Consider the following 22,437-nt stretch of genomic DNA (forward strand, 5'->3'; position numbering starts at 1 on the left):
CCTTCAAAGGGTGTCAGACTTAGCGGTATCTATGCGACCTCCGACGCACATCCTCGTGGTCAACGGTGTCAAGGTCCGCCGTCCGGTGTTCGTTGTCGCGGCTCCGCACTCCGGCGCGGACCTGCTGGGCCGTGCCCTCAAGCGCTCGCCCGGCTTCCACGTGACCATGGGCAGGGGCCCGGTGGCCCGGGTCGTCTACGCCTTCGCCAGGAGGCCGTCGATCGCCCGCAGCGGCGGCGCCCCGCAGGTGCTGCGCGACGTGCTCGCCGAAGCGTGGCAGGTGGTCCCGTCGGCGTGCGCGGAGTGCACGGCCTCCTGCCGGGAGGCGGGCGGCATCGTCGGCGCCGGGCCCTGCGTCGGGCCGGGCTCGCTGTCCCGGTTCGGCGACGCCAGCCCCGACCTGCTCTACAGCGCGCCGGTGCTGCTGCAGGCGTTCCCCGACGCCCGGCTCATCCAGATCATCCGCGACGGCCGTGACGTCGTCGCCGACATGCTCGCCGACCCCGCCTGCATGACCTGGGTCAAGCCCCACATGCTGAGCGAGGACGCCGAGTTTCCCAATCCGTTCCTCGGCGTGCGCTCGGCCGAGCACCGGGGGCGCTGGGCCGCGATGCCACCCGCGGGCAAGTGCGCCCTGCGCTGGCGCAGCGCCGTACGGCTGAGCGCCGCGCTGCGCCACGACCTGCCCGCCGAGCACCTGCTCACCCTGCGGTACGAGGACATGGTGGCCTCGCCGGGAGACGCGATCGAGGCGGTGTCGTCCTTCCTGGAGGCCAAGATCTCCACGATCGCGCTGTACGGCGCGACGATCCCCCGGCCGGGAAGCTGGCGCAGGCGGCTGTCGGCGGACGACGCCGAGCTGGTGGAGAAGGTGGCCAGGGAGGAGCTCGCCCGCCTCGGCTACCGCTGAGCCGGCGAACGAGCAGCCCGTCGGTGGGCGGCCGGCATGACCGGTCGTCTCCCCGCCGTCATCTCCAGGCCGTCATCCCCCAGGCCGCCGTTTTCCGGCTGTCGTCTCCGGGCCGTCATCCCCCGGCCGCCGTCTCCAGGCCGTCGCAGGGCCTGGCCTCAGGATGCGCTCTGGCCGGAGGCGGTGAACTGGGTGCGGTAGAGCTCGGCGTAGGCGCCGCCCCGCTCCAGCAGCTCCTCGTGCCGGCCGCGCTCGACGACCCGGCCGTCCTCGATCACGAGGATCGTGTCGGCCTCGCGGATCGTCGACAGCCGGTGGGCGATCACCAGAGACGTCCTGCCGTGCAGCGCGGTCTTCAGCGCCTGCTGCACCGCCGCCTCGGACTCCGAGTCGAGATGGGCGGTCGCCTCGTCCAGCACCACCACCCGCGGCGCCTTCAGCAGCAGCCGGGCCAGGGCGATGCGCTGCTTCTCCCCGCCCGAGAGCCGGTAGCCGCGGTCGCCGACGACCGTCTCCAGCTCCTCCGGCAGGTTCTTGACCAGGTCGGCGATCTGGGCCGCACGCAGGGCGTCCCAGATCTCCTCGTCGGTCGCCTCCGGCCGGGCGTAGCGGAGGTTGTTGCCGATCGTGTCGTGGAACAGGTGAGCGTCCTGCATGACCACGCCCACCGTGTCCCTGATGCTGTCGAGGGTGGCGTCGCGGACATCCACGCCGTTGATCCGCACGGCCCCCTCGTCCACGTCGTACAGCCGGGACACAAGCGAGGTGATGGTCGTCTTGCCCGCGCCCGAGTGCCCGACGAGGGCCACCAGCTCGCCGGGGTGCGCGGTGAACGACACGCCCTTGAGCACCTCCTGCGAGGGCCCGGTGTCCGGGCGGGCCACCGACTCCAGCGACGCCAGCGAGACATCGGAAGCGGACGGGTAGCGGAAGCGGACATCGTCGAACTCGATCGTGACCGGCCCCTCGGGGATCGGCCGCGCGTCCGGCTTCTCGGCGACCATCGGCTTCAGGTCGAGCACCTCGAAGACACGGTCGAAGCTCACCAGGGCGGTCATCACGTCCACGTGGACGTTCGACAGGCTGGTCAGCGGGCCGTACAGGCGCATGAGCAGGGACGACTGGGCGACCAGGGTGCCGAGCGCGAACGCCCCGCCGATCGCCAGCGCGCCCCCGAGACCGTAGACGAGCGCGGTCGCCAGCGCGGCGACCAGGCCGAGCGCGATGCGGAACACCGCGCCGTACATGGCGACGGTCACGCCCACGTCGCGGACCCGGCCCGCGCGCTCGGCGAAGTGGGCCGCCTCGTCGTCCGGCCTGCCGTACAGCTTCGCGACCATGGCCCCGGCCACGTTGAACCGCTCGGTCATCACCGAGCTCATCTCGGCGTCGAGCTGCATCTGCTCGCGGGTCAGCGCGGACATCCGGCGGCCGACCCACTTGGCCGGGAAGATGAAGATCGGCAGCAGGACCAGCGCGACCAGCGTGACCTGCCACGACAGCACGAGCATGGTGCCGAGCACCATGACCAGGCTGATGACGTTCGACACCACCGACGACAGCGTGCTGGTGAGGGCCCGCTGCGCCCCGATGACGTCGGTGTTCAGCCGGGAGACCAGCGCGCCGGTCTGGGCGCGCATGAAGAACGCGACCGGCATGCGCTGCACGTGGTCGAAGACCTCGGTGCGCAGGTTGTAGATCAGGCCCTCGCCGATGCGCGCGGAATACCACCGCTGCACCAGGCCGAGCCCGGCGTCCAGGACCGCGAGCCCCCCGATCGCCACGGCGAGCCACACCACGACGTCGACCCGCTTCGGAGTGATGCCGTGATCGATGATCGCCTTCATCAGCAGCGGGTTGGCGACCACGATGACCGCGTCGACCACGACCAGTGCGAGGAACCCGGCGATCTGGGCGCGGAACGGCCGGGCGTAACCGGCGATGCGCCGGACGGTTCCCGGCGCGATCCGCTCCTTCGTCACGGAGTTATCTCGCCGTAACGAGCGCATAACCTGTAGGCCGTAGCCGCCGTTCATCATCGCCATATGCCGTACATCCTCCCAGCCCTGCAGCGGCGGGAGGATACCCCCGATTCCCCCGTCAGCTCGAAGCGAACAGCACGTACCGGTTCGCCCCGGACACAGACCCTAGTTCGTTTCGAACAGATGCGCGCAGCCCGCTTCGGACCGCATCCTTCGGCCTGCCCCGAGCAGTGCCGCGCGGTCCGCCCCGAGCAGCGGCCTTCGACTCGGCCCGAGCAGCGTCCTTCAGTTCCTTCCGAACAGTGCCCGGATGCGCGCCACCTGCTCGATCCGCTCGGCGGCGGCCTGCTCCTCCAGCGTGCGTCCCGGCGCGGCCTGCAGCAGCCTCTTGGTGGCGGTCGCGGCGGCGCGGTCGGTCGCCAGCAGGGCGGCGGCCAGGTCCTGTACGGCCTGGGCCAGCTCGGACGTGGGCACCGCGATCTCGGCCAGGCCGAGCCGTACGGCCTCGGCGGCCCCCACGGTGCGCGCGGTCAGGCACATCTCGATGGCCCGCGGCACCCCCACGATGTCGGCCAGGGGCTTGGTCCCGGTCAGGTCGGGAACCAGCCCCAGCGCGGGCTCCTTCATGCAGAACTTCACGTCGTCCGTGACGACACGCAGGTCGCACGCGAGTGCGAGCTGGAAACCCGCCCCGATCGCATGCCCCTGCACGGCCGCGATCGACACGATCTCCGGCCTGCGCAGCCACAGAAAACCCTTCTGTGCCTCCGCGATCAGCTGCTCGAACTCGGAGTCGCCGAGCACCGCGGCGCTCGCGAACGATTCCTGCCCGGGAACCCCCTCGGGTGTGAACATGCGCAGGTCGATTCCGGCTGAGAAGGACGGCCCCTCGCCTCTGACCACGACCACTCTCACCTGCTCCGGAAGGGTCTCCCCTATCCGGGCCAGGGCCGACCATGTCGCGAACGTCTGCGCGTTGCGCTTGTCCGGCCGGTCCAAAGTGACGGTCGCGATCTCGCCGTCCACCTCGAAGCGCAGTCCGACCTCGGCCGGCGCGGCCGCCGAGATCGTCGACACATCGGAGCCTTCGCCCGTCCCAAGGGCGTGCTCCAGATTCCCCCCCATTGCCGCTTCCGCCATGCCCTGCTCCTGCGTCCGGTGCGGAGCGACGTCGCCTCGCACGGCCGGTCCGGTGCGGCGCACCGTCCGTGCCGGACGTCCGCCCTCCTGTTCATCCCGCGGTCGCGCCCGAGCTTACCGAATATCGTTCTGGCGAGTCGGACGCGACCGCTCCTCCAGCAGGAACGAGCGGCTGCGGTCGCGCGTCTTGAGGTGGATCTCTAGCGCTTGGACTTGCCCCGGGTCGCGCCGCCGCGTCCGCGCAGAGTCACCCCGGACTCGCTGAGGATGCGGTGGATGAACCCGTACGACCGGCCGGTGGAAGCAGCCAGAGCGCGGATGCTCTCACCCGCGGAATAGCGCTTCTTAAGATCAGCGGCCAGCTTTTCCCGGTCGGCCCCGGTCACCCGGGTGCCCTTCTTCAGAGTCTCGGCCACGAGTACCTCCTGTAGTGCCAGACTTCCGCAGCGTTACTTCAGCCCATGATCAGTCATTTCGGCGGGATCGGCTACCTACTCCGCGGGAAAAGATCCCTACCCGCTCAAATTAAGATCAGGCAAGCGCCACAAGATCGGAAAATTCGTCGCTCCATGCGTCTTCTACTCCGTCTGGCAACAGAATCACCCTATCCGGCTTCAGCGCCTCGACCGCGCCCTCGTCGTGCGTGACCAGCACAATCGCGCCGGTGTAGGAGCCGAGGGCCGACAGCACCTGGTCGCGGGAGGCCGGATCGAGGTTGTTGGTGGGCTCGTCGAGCAGCAGCACGTTGGCGCTCGACAGCACCAGCGTCGCAAGGGCGAGACGGGTCTTCTCGCCGCCCGACAGGACCCCGGCGGGCTTGTCCACGTCGTCGCCGGTGAACAGGAACGACCCCAGCACCTTGCGCAGGTCGACGTCGGCCAGGTCGGGCCCCGCGGACCGCATGTTCTCCAGGACCGTGCGCTCGGGATCGAGCGTCTCGTGCTCCTGAGCGTAGTAGCCGAGCTTGAGCCCGTGGCCCGGCACGACCTCGCCGGTGTCGGGCTTCTCGATGCCTGCGAACAGCCGCAGCAGGGTGGTCTTGCCCGCGCCGTTCAGGCCCAGGATGACGATCCGCGAGCCCCGGTCGACCGCGGCGTCGACGTCGGTGAACACCTCCAGCGAGCCGTACGACTTGGACAGGCCGCGGGCCGTCAGGGGGGTCTTCCCGCAGGGCGCGGGGTCGGGGAAGCGGAGCTTGGCTACGCGGTCGGAGCGCCGCTCGCCCTCGACGCCGGACAGCAGCCGCCTGGCGCGCCGCTCCATGTCCTGGGCCGCCTTGGCCTTGGTGGCCTTCGCCCGCATGCGGTCGGCCTGGGAAAGCAGCGCGGACGCCTGCCGCTCGGCATTGGCCCGCTCGCGCTTTCGCCGTTTCTCGTCGGTCTCCCGCTGGGCGAGATAGGCCTTCCAGCCGACGTTGTAGGTGTCGATCACGCAGCGGTTCGCGTCGAGATGGAGCACCCGATTTACCGTCGCATCAAGAAGGTTTACGTCATGGCTGATGATCACCAAGCCGCCCTGGTGCGAGCGCAAAAAATCACGAAGCCAGCCGATCGAGTCCGCATCGAGGTGGTTTGTCGGCTCGTCAAGCAGGAGAGTCTCCGCTCCGGAGAACAGAATCCGGGCCAGCTCCACCCGCCGTCGCTGACCACCGGACAGGGTCTCCAGCGGCTGGCCGAGGACACGGTCGGGCAGCCCGAGGCTCGACGCGATCGAGGCCGCCTCGGACTCCGCCGCGTAGCCGCCGAGAACGTGCAGGCGGTCCTCCAGGCGGCCGTAGGCGCGCACCGCGCGGTCGCGCACGCGCTGGTCGTCGGCCGCCATCCCGGCCTCGGCCTCGCGCAGCTCGCGGAGCACGTCGTCGAGGCCGCGGGCCGACAGGATCCGGTCGCGCGCCAGCACGCTCAGGTCGCCGGTGCGGGGGTCCTGCGGCAGATAGCCGACGCTGCCGGAGATCGTGACCGTGCCCGCGGCGGGCAGCCCCTCCCCCGCCAGGACCTTGGTGAGCGTGGTCTTGCCGGCGCCGTTGCGGCCGACCAGGCCGATCTTGTCGCCCGGGTTCACCCGGAACGAGGCGCCCTCGATGAGCAGGCGCGAGCCGGCGCGAAGTTCGATATCGGTTGCGATGATCATGATTAAGGGGACACTCCCGTAGGTGATGAGGTCGGGATCGGCACCGGGAGCGATCAATCGGGAGTGCGCATGGGCTCAAGTGTAGTGCCGCCCCGTCCACCATCGCCTGCGCCGAAACCCCGCCCGCGCCCCTTCGTCGCGCGGCCGTCAGGGGTCGAGCAGGCGGATCCGTACGGCGCGGAACAGCGCGGGGGCACCCTCCAGAACCGGCATCCGGGGGTCGGGCACGGTGAGGAAGGGGCCTGACTCCAGGGCGAACAGCGGTGCGAGACGGCGGTCGCGCCTGATCTCGTCGATCGAGCGCCGGTCTCCGCCGAGCACGACTGCCTCCAGGTCGTCGAGCCTCGGCAGCAGCACCCGGGCGGCCACGTCGGCGGCGGCCCGCAGCGCTTCGGACGACTGCTTGTCCCTGCGCCGGGCGAAGCGCTGCTGCGACCACCCGCCCGCCGCGCTGCGCCCGTGGACCTGACGCGAGCCGACCTTGCCCGTGACGAGGCGGGCGCCGATGAAGACGCCTGCGGCGTGCCCGCCGAGCCGGGCCAGCAGCACGCCGACGGTCCGTTCCCGGCACACGTGGGACACCAGCGCCGCCGCGGCCGGGGGAAGCCGGAACCCGTCGTCGCCCCCGCCCTCGCGTCCGTGCCCGCCTTCGCCCCCACGGTCGCCATCGCCTGCGTCGCCGTCGCCCCCGTCGCCCCCGTCGCCGTCCTCCTCGGGCCCGCCGTCGCTCTGGCCCCCGCGGTCGCTGCTGCCCGCGCCGTGGCGGTCGCCCACGCGAGAGGGGCGCAGCGGCGGGAACGGCACCTGACACTCGGCGACCGCGCCGTCGGCGGCGTCGATGCGGACCACGTCAGGCAGGACGACGGCCTCGATCGGGCCGTGCCGCTCGGCGAAGCGCGCGATCCATCCGGCGAGCCGCTCGGGGACGACCGAGATCCATCTGCCGCCTCCCGCGGCGGGCCCTGCCGTCATGGCTGATCAGCCTAGCCGTGCACCCTGTGTAGGGTTCCGCCCAACTGACGGGGAAATGTCGGTGAACTTCGTCCCGGGATCGGCATCGCCGGGCGATTTCTGTCCCACAATTCAATCGTGTCGCTCCCCGTCTCATCGGCGGCGCCGCTCGCCGCGACCCCGCAACGTGTCCCGGCGCCCGGCGCGGCCCCGGCGACCCCGTTCCCTCCCGGCGACGGACGGGAACGTTCCCCGGCGGACACCGTGATGGACGCCTCTACGGCCACTGGTTGGGAGCCCGGCCCGGCGAACATCGTGCGCGGCCACGACCCGGCGAACATCGTGCGCGAGCCCAGCCCGGCCGGCACTGTGCGGGAGTACGGCCCGGCGAACATGGGGCTGGAGCACGGCCCGGCCGACATCGTGTGGGAACACGACCCGGCGACCATGAGGCGCAGGTACACACCAGCCCCCGCCGAGCCGTACGACCAGCGCGCGTACGCGCCCTCGGCTTCCGGCGTCCCCGGCCCTGCCGCCCCGTTCTTCCTTCCCGTGGTCGATCTCGACACCGGTGGCGCCGTGGCCGTCGAGGTGGTCACCGAGGACGCGTCCGCCGCAGGCCCGGGCATGGGGACCACGGTGAACGGCCTGCTGGCCGCCGCCCGCGAGGAGGCCCTGCTGCCGCTGGTCCTGCCGATCTCCGCCGCCGCCGTGGCCGGTGGTTCGGCCGGCCTCGCGCCGCTGCACGAGGCGATGCGCGTGTCCAACCGGCGTCCCCGCGAGGTCATCCTCGTGATCGAGGGCGACACCGCATATGTGCAGCGCACCGCCCTGCTGTCCGGGATCGACGGACTGCGCGCGGTGGGCTACCTCATCGCGTTCGGCGGGATCGGCACCGCCCCGCTGCCGCTCGACCTGCTCGCCGACGCCTCGCCGTACATGATCGCGCTGTCTCCCGGCGTGGTGGCACGCGGGCCGCGCGATCCCCGGCACGGCGCGCTCGCGGAGTCGCTGGTCCGGCTCGCGCGCGGCGTCGGCGCGCACGTGCTCGCCCCGGGCCTGCGGGACGAGACGCAACTGGCGGCGGTGCGCGGCTGGGGGATCCGGCTCGCGCAGGGTCCCCTGCTCGCGCCGTCCGGCTGGCGGCCCTCCCACGGGTTCAACCGCGTCCACGTGCCGCTGCCGGTGCCGGAGGCGGCCCCCGCCACCGCGTCGCTCGGCCCTCGGGTGCAGGAGCTCCTGCTTCCCGCGGTGACACTGCCGGCCGAGTCGACGGCCGAGGAGGTGGTCGCCGTGCTGAGCGCCGAGCCCTCGATCACCAGCGTGATCCTGGTGGACGAATACGAGCGCCCGCTGGGCAGCATCGACCGCAGCCGCTTCCTGCTCTTCATGGCCGGGGCGTACGGCCACGCGCTGCACGCGAAGAAGCCGGCCGGCCGCCTGGCGGACGCGGCCAAGATCGTGGCGAAGACGACCCCGGTGATCGCGGCCATGCAGGTGGCTGGCCGGGACAACGCCCGCGTGTACGACGACCTGGTGGTGGTCGACGAGGTCGGCAGGTGCCTGGGCGTGGTGCGGGTCGGCGACCTGCTGCGGCACGCCGCCGACCTCCAGGAACAGCAGGCCCGCTGAGCCCGCACGCGATCGGCCGCACGAGCACCGTCGAGGGCGCGTCCGGCCCTTTCCGCCGGCCCCCTACGGCGGCGTGACCGCGTGCGCCGGGCCCGGCCGAAAGCGCCGTGTCACCGCTCGCACCGGCCCGAGCCGCGGGGTGCGGCCCGCCGTGGTCAGAGCCAGCCCTGCGCCTGGGCCTTCTGGACGGCCTCGATCCGGTTGCGCGCGCCGGTCTTCTGGATGGCCGCCGACAGGTAGTTGCGCACCGTGCCCTCCGACAGGTGCAGCCGCAGCGCGATGTCGTTGATCGTCGAGCCGTCCGCGGCGGCGGACAGCACGTCGCGCTCGCGCGGCGACAGGGGGTTCGGCCCGGCGCTGAGCGCGGCGGCGGCCAGCCCCGGATCGATCACGCGCTCGCCCCGCAGCACCCGCCTGATCGCGGCGGCCAGTTCGCTCGCGGGGCTGTCCTTCACCAGGAAGGCCACCGCCCCGGCCTCCATCGCGCGGCGCAGGTAGCCGGGCCTGCCGAAAGTCGTGAGGATCACCACCCGGCATCCGGGGACCCGGCGGCGCAGCTGCTCGGCGGCGGAGATCCCGTCCCTGCCGGGCATCTCGATGTCGAGCAGCGCGATGTCCGGCCTGGTCGCCTCGGCGACGGCGATCACCTCCTCGCCGTCCGCAGCCTCTCCGACCACCTCGATGTCGGGCTCCAGGCCGAGCAAGGAGGCGAGCGCTCCCCGCACCATGCTCTGGTCCTCCGCCAGCACGACCCTGATCACTGGCCCAACCTATCCGCGATCATCTCCGGCGTGCGGTCCAGGGGCGGCGGAACCGCGATCCGCACCCTGAACTCCCGCTTGCCGCCTTCGACCTCCAGGCTCCCGCCCGCCGCGCGCACCCGCTCGCCGAGCCCCGTGAGGCCGTTGCCCGGTTCGTACGCGCCGCCGCCGTTGTCGGCGATCTCCAGCACCGCGCCCTCCACGTCGTACGACACGTCGATCTCGCAGCGGGTGGCCCGGGAATGCCGTACGACGTTGGTGGTGGCCTCGCGTACGGCCCAGGCGAACAGGCCGTCGAGGTCTTCGGGCAGCGGGGTGCCGCGGGTGCGCACCGTGAGGGCGACGCCGGTGACGCCCAGCGAGGACCTGGCGCCGTCGATCTCCTCCGACAGGCGGCGCCGGCGATATCCGCTGACGGCCTCGCGCACCTGGGCCAGCGCCTGCCGCGCCACCGACTCGATGTCCGCCACCTCCCCGGGGGCCTTCGGCGAGCCCTGCTCACCCAGGCGGCGGGCCAGCTCGCTCTTGAGGACGATGAGCGAGAGGCTGTGTCCCAGCAGGTCGTGCAGGTCGCGGGCGATCCGCAGCCGCTCCTCCGTGGCGGCCAGCCTGGCGACCTCGCTCTGCGCCTGTCGGAGCTGGACGACGAGGACGCGGGTGTTGCGGACGCTCACGAACAGCACGCCGAGCGTGATGATCTGCAGCACGAGCGCCCACACCGTGCCGTCGTCGGCACCGATGATCTTGCCCTCCACGACGACGAGCCCGGCCATGGCCGCGATCCCCAGCAGGGCGCGAGTGGGCGGCAGGCCCATCGCGAAGACGACCACCATGTAGATCGGCAGGGTCAGCCAGGAAGGGCTCCGGAAGATCAACGGGAAGACGACCGCCATCACCGTCGCGACGCCGAGCATGGGAAACATCCACCGGGGTTGATGGTCGAAATCGCGCGGTCCCAGCACGACCGACAGGTAGACGGCCACGAAGACCGCGAGCGCGCCCATCCACCAGACCGCCCGCGCGCCGCTCACCGTGCCGTCGGCCACCTCGGACACCGGGTAGAAGAGGTAGATCAGACCGAGCGACATGCCCATCAGTCGCCGCAGGCGGGAGGGACGCTCGTCGATCCCGCCGAAGGTGAACACGTTGGCCAGCCGGCTCATCCGCTGTCCCTCCGAACCATGGTGGAGTCGGGCGCGTACTTCCCCGCCGTTCCTGCCAGGCGCGCACCGTTCCTGTCAGGCGCACTTTCCTGCCAGGCGCGCGCCGTGGCGCTGCTTCGATCAAGCGCGCGCCGTGGCGCTGCTTCGATCAGACGCGCACCGTGGCACTGCTTTTCAGGCGCGCACCGTGGCACTGCTTTCAGGCGCGCACCGTGGCACTGCTTTCAGGCGCGCACCGTGGCACGACGGTAGGCGAATATCGCCAGCGCCACCAAGGCCACCCCCCAGGCGAGGATGCCGGCCGCGTCGGCCGCGTGCGGGGCCTCGCCCGCCGCGATCTGCCATCCGATGCTCGCGTAGTCGTACGACGGGGTCACGTGGGCGATGCTCTTCATGACCGCGGGCATCAGGCTCTCGGGGAACCAGAGCCCGCCGAGCAGGGCGAGGGCGAACATGCCGATCATCGCGACGGGCTGCGCGGTGTCGGGGGGCAGCAGGGATCCGATCGTCAGGCCCAGCGCCGCGAACGGGATCGTGCCGATCCACATCGCCAGGATCAGCCCGACCCACTGCCCCGGCGGCAGCGAGACGTCCTGGGTGAGCACCGCGGCCAGGCCGACCAGCAGCAGCGCCGGCAGCACGAGCAGCATCGAGGAGATCAGCTTCGTCAGGATGATCGCCCGGCCCGGCAGCGGAGTGATCTGGAGCTGCCGCAGCCAGCCGCTGTGCCGCTCCTGCGACCAGGGCACGGCCGTCGACATGATGGCCGAGGCCAGCGCGCCGTACGCGGCCATCGAGATCATCAGCAGGACGCTGCCGCGCAGTCCGGTCGACTGATCGGTCTCCGCTCCCCAGAGGTTGGAATAGAGGAGGTAGAACCCGACGGGGAAGGCGACCACGAAGATGATGTAGCGCTTGTTGCGCATCATCCGCAGCATCTCGACCTTGATGTAGTGCCGCATGATCAGGCCTCCTTGGTGAGGGCGAGGAAGGCGTCCTCCAGGTCGGCCCCGTGGAGCTGGAGGTCGCGGATGTCGAGGGTGGTCTTGCGATAGAGGGCGTCGACGGTGGCGTCGAGATCGGTGGTCCGCAGCGTGACCCGGCCGCTCTGGAGCTCCACGCCGGTCGTCCCGGGCAGGGCTTCGAGCCCGGCCACCGGCTGGTCGCCCAGCAGGAAGCTCACCGCCTGACCGGCGACCCCGGCCTTGATCTCGGCGGCGCTGCCGTCGGCGACGACCCGGCCGCGGGCGATCACGACGACCCGGTCGGCGTTCTCGTCGGCCTCTTCCAGGTAGTGGGTGGCGAACAGGATCGTCCGGCCCCCGGCGGCGTACGCCCGCATGTTGTCCCAGAACGTGCGGCGCGACTCGACGTCCATGGCCGCAGTGGGCTCGTCCAGCAGCAGCAGCCTCGGGCCGCCCGCGATGGCCAGCGCGAACCGCACCCGCTGGGTCTGGCCGCCGGACAGCCGGTCGGCCCGCCGCCGGGCGAGCTCGGTGAGGTCGGCGAGCCGGAGGATCTCCTCCAGCGGCAGCGGACGGGGGTAGAGCCGCCGGACGAAGTCCACGGTCTCGGCCACGGTCAGCTCGGGGATCAGCGTGCCCTCCTGGAGCATCGCGCCGAGCTCCCCGTCGGCGACCGCCGTCTCCGGCGGCACGCCGAAGACCCGGATCTCGCCGGAGCTGGGCCGCAACAGGCCCAGCAGCATGTTGATCGAGGTGGACTTCCCGGCCCCGTTCGGCCCGAGGAGGGCGACCGTGGCTCCGGCCGGGATCTCCAGGTCGAGGCCGTCGACCGCGAGCACGTCCCCGTATCTCTTGGTGACGTCGGTGAAGGCGATTGCGTTCATGCCTTCACGGTAGGGATCAGGCGGGTGCGATCATCAGTGCCGCGTCTCCGGCCTTCGCGATGACATTTGTCACCCGCCTCCCTCCCCCGCACGAAAGGGGAGGGAGGAGAACACAGGGGGGCGTCAGGCCACTCGTCTCAGGTCCATCTGGAAGTTCTGCCGCCAGGTGGCGCCGCCGTCGAGGGTGTACTCACCGACCTCGTGCCAGGTCCTGCCGGTGAAGCGCAGGGTGTAGCGGATGGTGGGCCCACCGGTCTGGAGGCTCCACTGGAAGAAGCGGTCGCCGACCACGGGCACGGACTCGGTGATGTGTCCCTGGGAGAACGCCTCCCACCGATACTGCCCGGTCTCGTCGCTGTAGCTGACGACCGCGAGCGCGGTGTCCACGATCCTGCGCGGGTCGGCCTTGTCCCGCCCCTGGCCCTCCACCGTGAGCACCTGGCCGCCCGCCTTGTAGGCCACCTTCTCCGTCTGGAGGAACTCCTGTCGTCCGGAGGCGGTGTCGACCCATCCCGAGCCGGCCCAGTGCCCGACCATGAAGTCGAGCCTGCGGATCGCGTCGAGTTGCGTCGCGGGGACGTCCGACGTCCCCGCGCTGGTCGCCGAGCGCTCCGCCGCGACGGCGGGTGCGCCCGCCGCGAGGGTGAGCGCGCAGATCAACGGCACCAGCAGACGTGATAATCGCATCATGACGTGATCTTGACACAGGGCGCGCCACGGCGACAGCGCCTCGGAACCGCCTGGATCGGAGGCGGCAGGGTTCAGAGGCGGCAGGGTTCAGAGGCGGCAGGCGAAGATCGCGGTGACCAGGATCGCCTTGGCTCCGATGTCCCAGAGCTGGTCCATCACCTGCTGGTGGCCCTTGCGCGGGACCATCGCCCGTACGGCCACCCAGCCCTCGCGGTGGAGCGGGGAGACGGTCGGCCCCTCCATGCCCGGGGTGATCGCGATGGCCTCGTCGATGCGCTCGGCCCGGATGTCGTAGTCGATCATCACGAAGTCGCGGGCCACGATCACGCCCTGCAGGCGCCGGATGAGCTGCTGGAAGCCGTTGGACTCGGGGGCCCCGGCCCGCTTGATCAAGATGGCCTCGGAGTGCGCGATCGGCTCGCCGAACACCTCGAGGCCGACGTTGCGCAGCGTCGTGCCGGTCTCCACCACGTCGGCGACCGCGTCGGCGACGCCGAGCCTGATCGCCGTCTCGACCGCGCCGTCGAGCTTGATGACCCGGGCGTCCACGCCCTGGTCGGCGAGGTGTTTGCCGAGCAGTCCGGCGTACGAGGTGGCGATGCGCAGACCGGACAGGTCGGCCACGCCGGAGTAGGCGCCCGGCGTGGCGGCGAAGCGGAACGTCGACCCGCCGAACCCGAGCGGCATGACCTCCTCGGCGGGGGCGCCGGAGTCGAACAGCATGTCGCGCCCGGTGATGCCGGCGTCGAGGGTGCCCTCGCCGACGTAGACGGCGATGTCGCGCGGACGGAGGAAGAACAGCTCGCAGGAGTTCTCGGAGTCGACGACCACGAGCTCCTTGCTGTCCCTGCGCTGGCGGTAGCCGGCCTCCTTCAGCATGGTCTGGGCGGCCTCGGAGAGCGCGCCCTTGTTCGGTACGGCGATGCGCAGCATGAGTGGGAGATCCTTTCGAGCGGAAACGAGGTCGATGGTCTGATCCGGGGCCGCCGTGGCGGCTACAGATGCTTGTAGACCTCGTCGAGCCCGATTCCGCGCGCCAGCATCAGGACCTGCACGTGGTAGAGCAGCTGTGAGATCTCCTCGGCCGCCCGGTCCGCCGACTCGTGCTCGGCCGCCATCCAGCTCTCCGCGGCCTCTTCGACGACCTTCTTGCCGATGGCATGGACGCCGGCGTCCAGGGCGGCCACGGTGCCCGACCCCGCGGGCCGGGTGCGCGCCTTCTCTGCCAGCTCGGCGTACAGCTCTTCGAAGGTCTTCATGGTCTCTCTCGCGTCGTGGGCGTGCGCCTTCAGGGTATCGGCCCCAGGGTAGTCGCGGGGGCGGGGCCGCCGCGCCCCGCGTCCACCCTGCGAGATCGATCCTGTCGCCCGGACGGCTACGGCATCGGGCTCAGCCGAGGATCTTCCTGGCCAGCCTGAGCTGGTCGAGCGCCTGCTGCGACTCGCCGCCCTCGTGGCCGTTGAACGGCCAGACCGTGATGTCCTTGGGCCCGGCGTAGTGGTTGTAGGCCGCGAACACCGTCGACGCCGGGGTGACGCCGTCGCGCAGGGCGACGGAGAACCGGGCGGGCGTGGTGGCCCGCGCGGCGAAGTGCAGGCCGTCGAAGTAGTCGAGGGTCGCGAAGATGTCCTCGACCCGCGTCCGGTGGATCCCGCAGAACCGGCCCAGCTCGGCGTACGGCTCCTCGTCGGTGATCTCGACGGCGCGCCGGATGTCGCACATGAACGGCACGTTGACGAACGCGTAGGCGAGGCCGGGCACGAGCGCGGCGGCGGCCAGCGCCATGCCGCCGCCCTGGCTGCCGCCGGTCACCACGACCCGCCCGGCGTCCACCAGGGGGTGCGACCTGGCCGCCTCGACCGCGCGTACGACGTCGGTGTAGAGCCGCCGGTAGTAGTAGTCGTCGCGGTCGAACACGCCCTGGGTGAGCTTGCCGGGGATCTGCGCCCCGTTGCCGCCCACCGGGTCGGGCGTGTCGCCCGAGCGCCAGGTGCCGCCCTGGCCGCGCGTGTCCATCACGAAGGTCGCGTATCCGGCGGCCGGCCACAGCAGCCAGTCGTGCGGCCGGCCGCGGCCGCCGCCGTACCCGATGTACTCCACCACGCACGGCAGCGGGCCCGACGCGCCCGCGGGAGCGATGAACCATCCCTTGATCGGGTGCCCGCCGAATCCCGCGAACGTCACGTCGGCCACGTCGAGCAGCGCGAGGTCGGCCTCGTACGGCTCGAAGACGGCGTTCAGGTCGTGCGCGCGGGCCTCGGCCAGCGTGCGGTCCCAGAAGGCGTCGAAATCGGCGGGCTCCCGGCGCTCGGGCAGGTAGGCGCGCAACTGGTCAAGAGGCATGTCGACGAACATGGGGGCTCCCGTGGGGTGGTGGGCCTGGCTCGTGTACGCCGCAAGGTTACACAAGTGCACCGTTTCAGACTTCTGACCCGGTTAAGGGTCGTTCGCCGGAATCCATGTAACCCCTGTCAACCGTCTGAGCTGCGGATTCATGATTCGTACGGTGCGATGTCCGAATCGTCGGGATGAAACACCCTCTTGAAACTAATCCGGTTTAGTGCTGGACTCTGCACGAATTCGAAGCGTGGGCGGTGCGCCGCACAGGCACGGCCTCGCGGCGGGCCGCCTCTCGGGGGGGCACGACATGTCAGTCGATCACTTTCCGTAGAGATCGGAGACGTCCATGCGACGAACGACGGCGGCCACCTGCGCCGCCCTGATCACCGCCCTCGGCGCGGGCTGCGCGACCAGCGGCACCTCGGAGACCGAGCAGGCCGACGCGAACACCCCCGCCGCCATCACGTGGTGGTCCACCGGCGGCGACGACGAGAGCGCGGCCTTCCAGAAGGCGGCCGACCTGTACACGAAGTCGCACCCCGATGTAACGATCAAGGTGCAGACGCTGGCCTGGGACGACGCGTACGCCAAGCTGCTGGCGGCCTCGACCAGCCGCAGCGGGCCCGACATCATCTCCGGCGGCATGACCTGGACCATCCAGTTCGGCCTGCGCGGCGGGATGGTCGACCTGCGCAAGTACGGCATCGAACAGCTCCAGGCCCAGGCGCAGCCCGCCCAGTGGAAGTCGGCCGTCTCCCCCGACGGCACCATCTATGGCATCCCGCTCGACATGTCCACCGTGGCGCTCTACTACCGGACCGACCTGTTCGAGAAGGCCGGGATCAAGGAGCCGCCCAAGACCTGGGAGGAGCTCACCGCCGACATCGAGAAACTCAAGAAGTCCGGGGTGAAGACGCCGTTCAGCATCGACTGGGGCAACCTCGACTGGATCGGCTACTTCAACTTCCTCTACCAGGCGGGCGGCGCCTTCTACACGCCGGACTGCAAGCCGTCGCTCGACACCCCGCAGGCCGAGCAGGCGCTGTCGTACTGGATCGACCTGCACCGCAAGTACGGCGCGCCGACCGACACGGTGACGACCTCGGACGCGCTCGACCAGGGCATCGCGATGGTCTACGGCGGCAACTGGAACGCCCTCGGCATCGACACCAGCAAGCCCGCGATGAAGGGCAAATGGGCGATCGCCCCGCTGCCGGCCGGCCCGGCGGCGCCCACGACCTTCATCGGCGGCCGGGCGGTCGGGGTCACGTCGTACAGTACGCACATCCAGCAGGCGGCGGACTTCGTCAAGTTCCTCTACACCGACGAGGCCGTCGACGCGGTGACGGCGGAGTCGAAGGCCCGCAACGTCTCCTACATCCCGCCCCGCCCCGACAAGATCGCCGAATCGCCGTTCACGCCCGAGCACGCGGCGGTGTTCGCGGAGATCATCAAGACCGGCGCGGCCGCGCCCGGATGTCCCGGCTGGGACGAGAGCGCGTCCGACGTCGCCAAGCAGCTCCAGGCCGCGATCCTCGGCAAGGCCGACGTGAAGACGGCGCTGGCCGAGGCCGCCAAGGTCATGGAGCGCAACGCCGGATAGCCGCGACGGCCGTGGTCCGCCGGTGACGCCTGACCCCTCACCGGCCGCGGCCTCCGTCCTCCGCACCCGCCCGGGCCGGTGCCGCCCGACCCCGCACCGGCCCGGGTCCGCCCACGGTTTCCCCCCGGATGGAGAAACGACATGGCAACCCACGCCGCCGCGCCCCCGCAACGGTGGCGCCGCTACGGCACCTCCTATCTGATGCTGCTGCCGTTCCTCGGCCTGTTCGCCGGCTTCCTGGTCTGGCCGCTGGCCAACTCGCTCTACCTCAGCCTCACGACGTTCGACGGGGTGAACGCCCCGCGGTTCGAGGGGCTGGAGAACTTCCGGCGCCTGCTGTTCGACGACGACCGGTTCCGGCACGCCCTCGGCAACACCTTCATCTACGTCGTGGCGTCCGTCGGGATCGGCACGCTGCTGTCGCTCGGCCTCGCACTGGCCTTCAGCGGGTCGAGCTGGCCGCACCGCATCATGCGGACGATCTTCTTCTTGCCCTCGGTGACGTCGTCGATCGCGCTCATGCTGCTCTGGAAGTGGATCTTCAACCCGGGTGACTTCGGCCTGGCCAACACCGTCGTCACCTGGTTCGGCGGCAGGGCCGTCGAATGGCTCGCCACGCCCGGGCTCACGATCCCCGTCCTCGTGCTCATGTCGGTGTGGGGCGGGATGGGCTACGGCATGGTCCTGTACGTCGCCGGGCTCAACACGATCCCGCAGGAGTACTACGAGGCGGCCCGCATCGACGGCGCCGGCGCCTGGCAGCAGTTCCGCCGGGTGACGCTGCCGCTGCTGCGCCCGGTCACCACGTATGTGGTCGTGACCGGGCTCATCGGGGCCTTCCAGGTCTTTGAAGCCGTCTACATCGTGTTCCGGGGCACCAACAACATCGGCGGCGTGCTCGACTCGGGCCTGATGATCGTGCCCTACCTCTACGACCAGGGCTTCACGCACTTCAAGCTCGGCTACGCCTCGGCCATCGCCTGGGTGCTCTTCCTGATCATCTTCGCCCTCAGCATGGTCAACCTCCGCATCGGCCGCGCCCTCAAGGAGCTGTGATGGCCGTCGCCCCCACGACCACGCCGATCGTCGCCGGCCCGGCCGCCGCACCCCGGCGGGCGCCCGCCGGGAGGTCGCGCACCACCTGGCGCGGCCACCTGCTGCGCCTGCCGTTCTACCTGCTGTCGCTCACCATGATCGCGCCGTTCTACTGGATGCTGATCACGGTGTTCAAGCCGGTGACCGAGATCGACAAACAGCCGCCGTCGTTCGTGCCCGAGCACCCCACGCTGAACAACTTCTACGACCCCGGCTACTCCCCCACCCAGGTCAACCCGGGCCACCTGCAGGGCATCTTCCAGCGGTTCCAGGTGGACTTCGGATTCGGCCGCTTCATGTTCAACAGCCTGGTGATCACTGTCACGATCACCGTCGTGTCGCTGCTGATCGCCTCGCTGGCGGCGTACGTGATCACCAAGCACCGGGTGCCGGGACGGCGGCTGATCTTCCTGCTGATCGTCGCCTCGATGATGGTGCCCTGGCAGACCACCCTGGTGCCCAACTACGTCATCATGCGCAACCTGGGCTGGCTGGACACCTACCAGGGCTACATCATCCCGGCGCTGGCCAAGGCGTTCGTGCTGTTCTTCCTGGTGCAGTTCCTCCACTCGATCCCGGACGAGCTCATCCAGGCCGCCCGGGTCGACGGCGCCGGGGAGTGGCGCATCTGGTGGCAGGTCGTGCTGCCGCTGCTGCGCCCGGCCCTCGCCGCGATGTCGATCTTCATCGTGCTCGCGGAGTGGAACAACTTCCTCTGGCCGCTGATCATCGTGCAGAGCGACGAGATGGCCAACATCCCGGTCGCGCTCGCCCGCTTGAACTCCTATTTCACCGGCGCGCAGAACCAGGGGGCGATCATGGCGGGCGGCCTGCTCGCCTCCCTGCCGTCGATCGCCTTCTTCCTCGCCTTCCAGCGCTACTTCACCCGCGGGATCGTGCTGAGCGGCCTGAAGGGCTGAACGGCTCACGCACCCGGGGAGGCGCGTCCCCCGCCACGGCGTGGGCGACCTCCTCCAGGTGCGTCAGCCGGGGGTGATGCCCCGCGTCCGGGATCACCGTCACCTCGGCCCGCGGGAGCCGCTCGGCCAGCGCCCGGGCGGAGACCCGGCCGAGATACCAGCGGGCCGGGAGCCGGGGTACGGACGCCGAGCGCGCCTGGAGGAAGAACGGGGCCACCAGCGTGAGCCGTTCCGCCGCGTCCGGATGGGCGGCCGCGGCCTCCACCGCCGCCGCGGCACCGATCGAGTGACCGACGAGGTGACGCGCGCCGGTCTTGGTGACGAGAGCGGCGAGCCAGGACGGCCAGTCGTCGCGGTCTCCCTCGCTCATCCCCAGGCACGGCAGGTCGGCCGCGCGGGCTTCGCCCAGAGCCGTGACGACCGGCGCCCAGGTGTCGGCGTTGACCGGCAGGCCCGGCAGCACCACCGTGGGCGCGCCAGGCTCGCCGAGCTCGAACGTCCGCGCGTTCCCCGGCACCGCGGGGAGACCTCCCCGCCAGAGGTCGCGCAGGGTCGACGCGAGCCCGAGATACTGGCCGGCCTCGCCCGTGACGCTGTCGCCGATCACGCTGGCCGGATTGACGACCGACCAGGGAACGCCCAGCCGCTCCGCCTCGAACCGGTAGACGGCGTCCGCCTCCACCTTGGACGCCTCGTACGCGCCCAGGGCCCGGTAGGTCTCCCGCCGCCGCTCCTCGCTCCAGGGACGGGGGTCCTGCCCGCCCACGCGATAGCCGGAGACGTGGACGAGGCGGCGCAGCCGCGGCAGCCGAGCCGCGAAGACGACGACCGAGCGGACGCTGTCGACGTTGGCACGGCGGGCCTCGTCCGCCTGCATGCCGAACCGGTAGGCGCCGGCGCAGTTGTAGACCTCGGTGACGTCGTCAAGCTCCCTGCCGGCAGCAACGGCTGGGTGAGATCGACCCGGAGGTCGGCCGGGGCCTCGTCATGCCCGTGCTCGGCCGGCCAGCGGGCGAGCCGCCCGAAGGACGCGCGGCGCCGGTTCGCCGTGCTCACACGGACTCCGGCATGACCGAGCGCGAGGACCAGGTGGCGTCCGACGAAGCCGGTCGCGCCCAGGACCAGCGCGTGCCGGTCCCCGGGCGACGGCACCTCAGCGCGCCCTGCCCGGGCCGCCTCGCCGTCCGAGGCTGCACGGTCTGTCGGGGCCGCGCGATCTTCCGGCGATAGGCGGTCGTCCGGCGATAGGCGGTCGTCCGGGGATGGGCGGTCGTCGTGGAAGGCCCGCCGTGGGCCGGTCTCGGCTCCGCCGGTTCCGATCATGGGAGAAGACTAGACCGGTCTACATAGTTTGTGTCAACACCGCCCCCATACGCCACCGGGCCGCCCATAGGGACGGCCCGGTGGAGGTGCGGTGTTCAGTTCAGCATCGTGATGAGGTCAGCATCGTGATGAGGTCAGCATCGTGATGAGGTCAGCATCGTGATGAGGTCAGCATCGTGATGAGGTCAGCATCGTGATGAGGTCAGCATCGTGATGAGGTCAGCATCGTGATGAGGGTTCAGCGGCCGGTGAAGCGGCCACCGCGGCCCCGGCGTCCGCCACGGCCGGCGTCGCCGCCATAGCCCCCGCGTCCGCCCTGGCCGCCGCCGTAACCGCCGTAGCCTCCGCGTCCGCCCTGACCGCTCTGGCCGCCCTGGCCGCCGTAACCCCCTTGGCCGCCCTGACCGCCGTACGCGCCCTGACCGCTGTAGCCGGACTGGGCGTGCCCGGACTGGGCGTGCCCGGACTGGCCGCCGTGTCCACCCGTACGGCCACGGTGGTGGCCGCCGCGCGACTCGCTGCGGCCGTCGGCCCAGCCATCGCCGGTGCGGGGACCGCGAGACCGCTCGCCCTGGTCGGACCGCCTGCGCCGCCCGTCCCCGTCACCCGGGCGGTCGGCGCCGCGAAAACGGTCGCCGCCGTGCCGCCGCCGGCCGGGCCCCCGGTCGTCCCGCGCGGGCCGCAGCGGCCTGCGCACGTCGGGCTCCCACACCGGAACGGCCTCGCCGCTCGGCCGCCGGGCCCCGGCGATCTCGGCCAGAATCGGGTCACCCGGCGTCACACGGTGACGGGACGGGGTCACCCCCGCCTTGCGGGTCATCGACTCGGCGGCGCGGCGCTCGCTCGGCAGGACCAGCGTCAGCACCACGCCGCGCTCGCCCGCGCGGGCCGTACGGCCGCCGCGGTGCAGGTAGCTCTTGTGATCGGCCGGCGGGTCGACGTGCAGCACGAGGCTCACGTCGTCCACGTGGATGCCGCGGGCGGCGACGTCGGTGCACACGAGCACCCCGATCGTGCCCTCGCGGAACCCGTCGAGGATGCGGGTGCGCTGGTTCTGCCGCTTGCCGCCGTGCAGGCCGCCCGCGCGGACGCCCGACCGGGCGAGCTGCTTCACGACGCGGTCCACGCCGTGCTGGGTGCGGACGAACAGGATCGTACGGCCGTCCCGGTTGGCGATCTCCGCCGTCACGTCCACCTTGTCGTCACGGTGCACCTGGAGCAGGTGGTGCTCCATCGTCTCCACCGAGGAGGTGGCCGGGTCGAGGGAGTGGACCACGGGGTCGGTCAGGAAGCGCGTGACCAGCGTGTCCACGTCGCCGTCGAGCGTCGCGGAGAACAGCAGGCGCTGCCCGTCGGCGGGCGTGCGCGCGAGCAGCGCGCTGACCACGGGCAGGAACCCGAGGTCGCACATGTGGTCGGCCTCGTCGAGCACGGTGACCTGGACGTCGTCCAGCGTGCACTCGCCCTGCTCGATGAGGTCGGTGAGGCGGCCGGGCGTGGCGACGACGACGTCGACCCCACGGCGCAGATCGTCGATCTGGCGGCCCATGGACATGCCGCCGACGACCGTGCGGGTGCGCAGCGACAGCCCGCGGCCGAGCGGTTCGAGGGTGTCGGCCACCTGCAGGGCCAGTTCGCGGGTGGGCACCAGGACGAGGGCCCGGGGGTGGCCGGGGCGGGCCTTCTCCCCCGCGATCCTGGCCAGGGTCGGCAGGCCGAAGGCGAGCGTCTTGCCGGAGCCGGTCTGGCCCCGGCCGAGGACGTCGTAGCCGGCGAGGATGTCGGGAATGGCCGCCCGCTGGATCGGGAACGGCTCGGTGATGCCCTGCCGGGCCAGCCCCGCCACGAGCGGCTTGGGCAGACCCAGCAGTGCGAACTCGGCGCGGGTCTCGGTGCCCTCACCGAGGTCAAGCATGGTCACGAAATCGTGCCTTTCGTAGAAAGAACG

The 22,437-nt window shown here is 71.2% G+C and carries 20 protein-coding genes and 2 pseudogenes; 5 read left to right on the forward strand and 17 right to left on the reverse strand.

Annotation, left to right across the window (positions count from 1 at the left end; all coding sequences use genetic code 11):
- Positions 1-31: 31 nt before the first annotated feature.
- Positions 32-910, forward strand: a complete 879-nt coding sequence (locus tag OHB01_RS34355; RefSeq protein WP_142647450.1) for a sulfotransferase family protein — start codon at positions 32-34, stop codon at positions 908-910.
- Positions 911-1,068: 158 nt separating this feature from the next.
- Here the strand turns inward: OHB01_RS34355 and OHB01_RS34360 are convergent, their stop codons facing one another.
- From OHB01_RS34360 to OHB01_RS34380, 5 genes are all read right to left on the reverse strand, one after another.
- On the reverse strand, positions 1,069-2,955 hold the full coding sequence (locus OHB01_RS34360) for an ABC transporter ATP-binding protein (protein ID WP_142647451.1): 1,887 nt from the start codon (positions 2,953-2,955) through the stop codon (positions 1,069-1,071).
- Between the two features lie 222 nt (positions 2,956-3,177).
- Positions 3,178-4,017, reverse strand: coding sequence for an enoyl-CoA hydratase/isomerase family protein (locus OHB01_RS34365; protein ID WP_396689364.1), 840 nt, complete (start codon positions 4,015-4,017; stop codon positions 3,178-3,180).
- 215 nt (positions 4,018-4,232) lie between these two features.
- Complete coding sequence (locus OHB01_RS34370; RefSeq protein ID WP_030507271.1) at positions 4,233-4,448, reverse strand: helix-turn-helix domain-containing protein; 216 nt, start codon at positions 4,446-4,448, stop codon at positions 4,233-4,235.
- 115 nt (positions 4,449-4,563) lie between these two features.
- Positions 4,564-6,162 carry an ABC-F family ATP-binding cassette domain-containing protein gene (locus OHB01_RS34375; RefSeq protein WP_142647510.1) on the reverse strand — a complete coding sequence of 533 codons (1,599 nt, stop codon included), beginning with the start codon at positions 6,160-6,162 and terminating at the stop codon, positions 4,564-4,566.
- A gap of 147 nt (positions 6,163-6,309) precedes the next feature.
- Positions 6,310-7,134, reverse strand: a complete 825-nt coding sequence (locus OHB01_RS34380) for an acVLRF1 family peptidyl-tRNA hydrolase (RefSeq protein ID WP_328854535.1) — start codon at positions 7,132-7,134, stop codon at positions 6,310-6,312.
- A gap of 117 nt (positions 7,135-7,251) precedes the next feature.
- Here OHB01_RS34380 and OHB01_RS34385 point away from each other — a divergent pair, with 117 nt between their 5' ends.
- Positions 7,252-8,745 (forward strand): EAL domain-containing protein, encoded by a 1,494-nt coding sequence (locus tag OHB01_RS34385; RefSeq protein ID WP_328854536.1) that lies wholly within the window; start codon positions 7,252-7,254, stop codon positions 8,743-8,745.
- 155 nt (positions 8,746-8,900) lie between these two features.
- Here the strand turns inward: OHB01_RS34385 and OHB01_RS34390 are convergent, their stop codons facing one another.
- The 8 genes from OHB01_RS34390 to OHB01_RS34425 form a co-directional block, all read right to left on the reverse strand.
- The gene (locus tag OHB01_RS34390) at positions 8,901-9,506 is read right to left on the reverse strand and encodes a response regulator transcription factor (RefSeq protein ID WP_142647453.1); all 606 of its coding nucleotides are present in this window, start codon (positions 9,504-9,506) and stop codon (positions 8,901-8,903) included.
- A complete protein-coding gene (locus OHB01_RS34395; protein ID WP_142647454.1) occupies positions 9,503-10,669 on the reverse strand; it encodes a sensor histidine kinase in 1,167 nt (388 codons plus the stop codon). The genes OHB01_RS34390 and OHB01_RS34395 overlap by 4 nt, the downstream gene beginning before the upstream one ends.
- A 224-nt stretch (positions 10,670-10,893) precedes the next feature.
- Complete coding sequence (locus OHB01_RS34400) at positions 10,894-11,631, reverse strand: ABC transporter permease (RefSeq protein WP_142647455.1); 738 nt, start codon at positions 11,629-11,631, stop codon at positions 10,894-10,896.
- 2 nt (positions 11,632-11,633) lie between these two features.
- The gene (locus OHB01_RS34405; RefSeq protein ID WP_328854537.1) at positions 11,634-12,518 is read right to left on the reverse strand and encodes an ABC transporter ATP-binding protein; all 885 of its coding nucleotides are present in this window, start codon (positions 12,516-12,518) and stop codon (positions 11,634-11,636) included.
- 123 nt (positions 12,519-12,641) lie between these two features.
- Positions 12,642-13,208 (reverse strand): hypothetical protein, encoded by a 567-nt coding sequence (locus OHB01_RS34410; RefSeq protein ID WP_142647457.1) that lies wholly within the window; start codon positions 13,206-13,208, stop codon positions 12,642-12,644.
- 87 nt (positions 13,209-13,295) lie between these two features.
- Positions 13,296-14,141, reverse strand: coding sequence for an ATP phosphoribosyltransferase (gene hisG, locus OHB01_RS34415; protein ID WP_142647458.1), 846 nt, complete (start codon positions 14,139-14,141; stop codon positions 13,296-13,298).
- 62 nt (positions 14,142-14,203) lie between these two features.
- Positions 14,204-14,467 (reverse strand): phosphoribosyl-ATP diphosphatase, encoded by a 264-nt coding sequence (locus tag OHB01_RS34420; protein WP_030507281.1) that lies wholly within the window; start codon positions 14,465-14,467, stop codon positions 14,204-14,206.
- Between the two features lie 130 nt (positions 14,468-14,597).
- Positions 14,598-15,563 carry an acetylxylan esterase gene (locus tag OHB01_RS34425; RefSeq protein ID WP_142647459.1) on the reverse strand — a complete coding sequence of 322 codons (966 nt, stop codon included), beginning with the start codon at positions 15,561-15,563 and terminating at the stop codon, positions 14,598-14,600.
- A gap of 331 nt (positions 15,564-15,894) precedes the next feature.
- Between OHB01_RS34425 and OHB01_RS34430 the strand changes: the two genes are divergently transcribed.
- From OHB01_RS34430 to OHB01_RS34440, 3 genes are all read left to right on the forward strand, one after another.
- Positions 15,895-17,151, forward strand: a complete 1,257-nt coding sequence (locus tag OHB01_RS34430; RefSeq protein WP_147942473.1) for an extracellular solute-binding protein — start codon at positions 15,895-15,897, stop codon at positions 17,149-17,151.
- Positions 17,152-17,292: 141 nt separating this feature from the next.
- Entirely contained in the window at positions 17,293-18,207 is a 915-nt protein-coding gene (locus tag OHB01_RS34435; protein WP_328710362.1) for a sugar ABC transporter permease, read from the forward strand.
- Positions 18,207-19,166: a carbohydrate ABC transporter permease gene (locus OHB01_RS34440; RefSeq protein ID WP_142647462.1), complete on the forward strand. Its 960-nt coding sequence runs from the start codon at positions 18,207-18,209 to the stop codon at positions 19,164-19,166. Before OHB01_RS34435 ends, OHB01_RS34440 begins: the two co-directional genes overlap by 1 nt.
- On the opposite strand, the gene OHB01_RS40030 is transcribed toward OHB01_RS34440, so the two are convergent.
- The 4 genes and pseudogenes from OHB01_RS40030 to OHB01_RS34450 form a co-directional block, all read right to left on the reverse strand.
- Positions 19,129-19,683 (reverse strand): alpha/beta fold hydrolase, encoded by a 555-nt coding sequence (locus OHB01_RS40030; RefSeq protein ID WP_419197599.1) that lies wholly within the window; start codon positions 19,681-19,683, stop codon positions 19,129-19,131. The two genes, OHB01_RS34440 and OHB01_RS40030, sit on opposite strands and share 38 nt — an antisense overlap.
- An 18-nt stretch (positions 19,684-19,701) precedes the next feature.
- Positions 19,702-20,079, reverse strand: a pseudogene (locus tag OHB01_RS40035) (SDR family oxidoreductase); the annotation flags it as partial.
- Between the two features lie 122 nt (positions 20,080-20,201).
- A pseudogene (locus OHB01_RS40040) lies at positions 20,202-20,489 on the reverse strand (NAD-dependent epimerase/dehydratase family protein); the annotation flags it as partial.
- A gap of 238 nt (positions 20,490-20,727) precedes the next feature.
- Entirely contained in the window at positions 20,728-22,404 is a 1,677-nt protein-coding gene (locus OHB01_RS34450) for a DEAD/DEAH box helicase (RefSeq protein WP_147942542.1), read from the reverse strand.
- Positions 22,405-22,437 lie beyond the last annotated feature (33 nt).

The sequence above is a fragment of the Microbispora hainanensis genome (genome assembly GCF_036186745.1).
In the GTDB taxonomy this organism is placed as follows: Bacteria; Actinomycetota; Actinomycetes; order Streptosporangiales; family Streptosporangiaceae; genus Microbispora.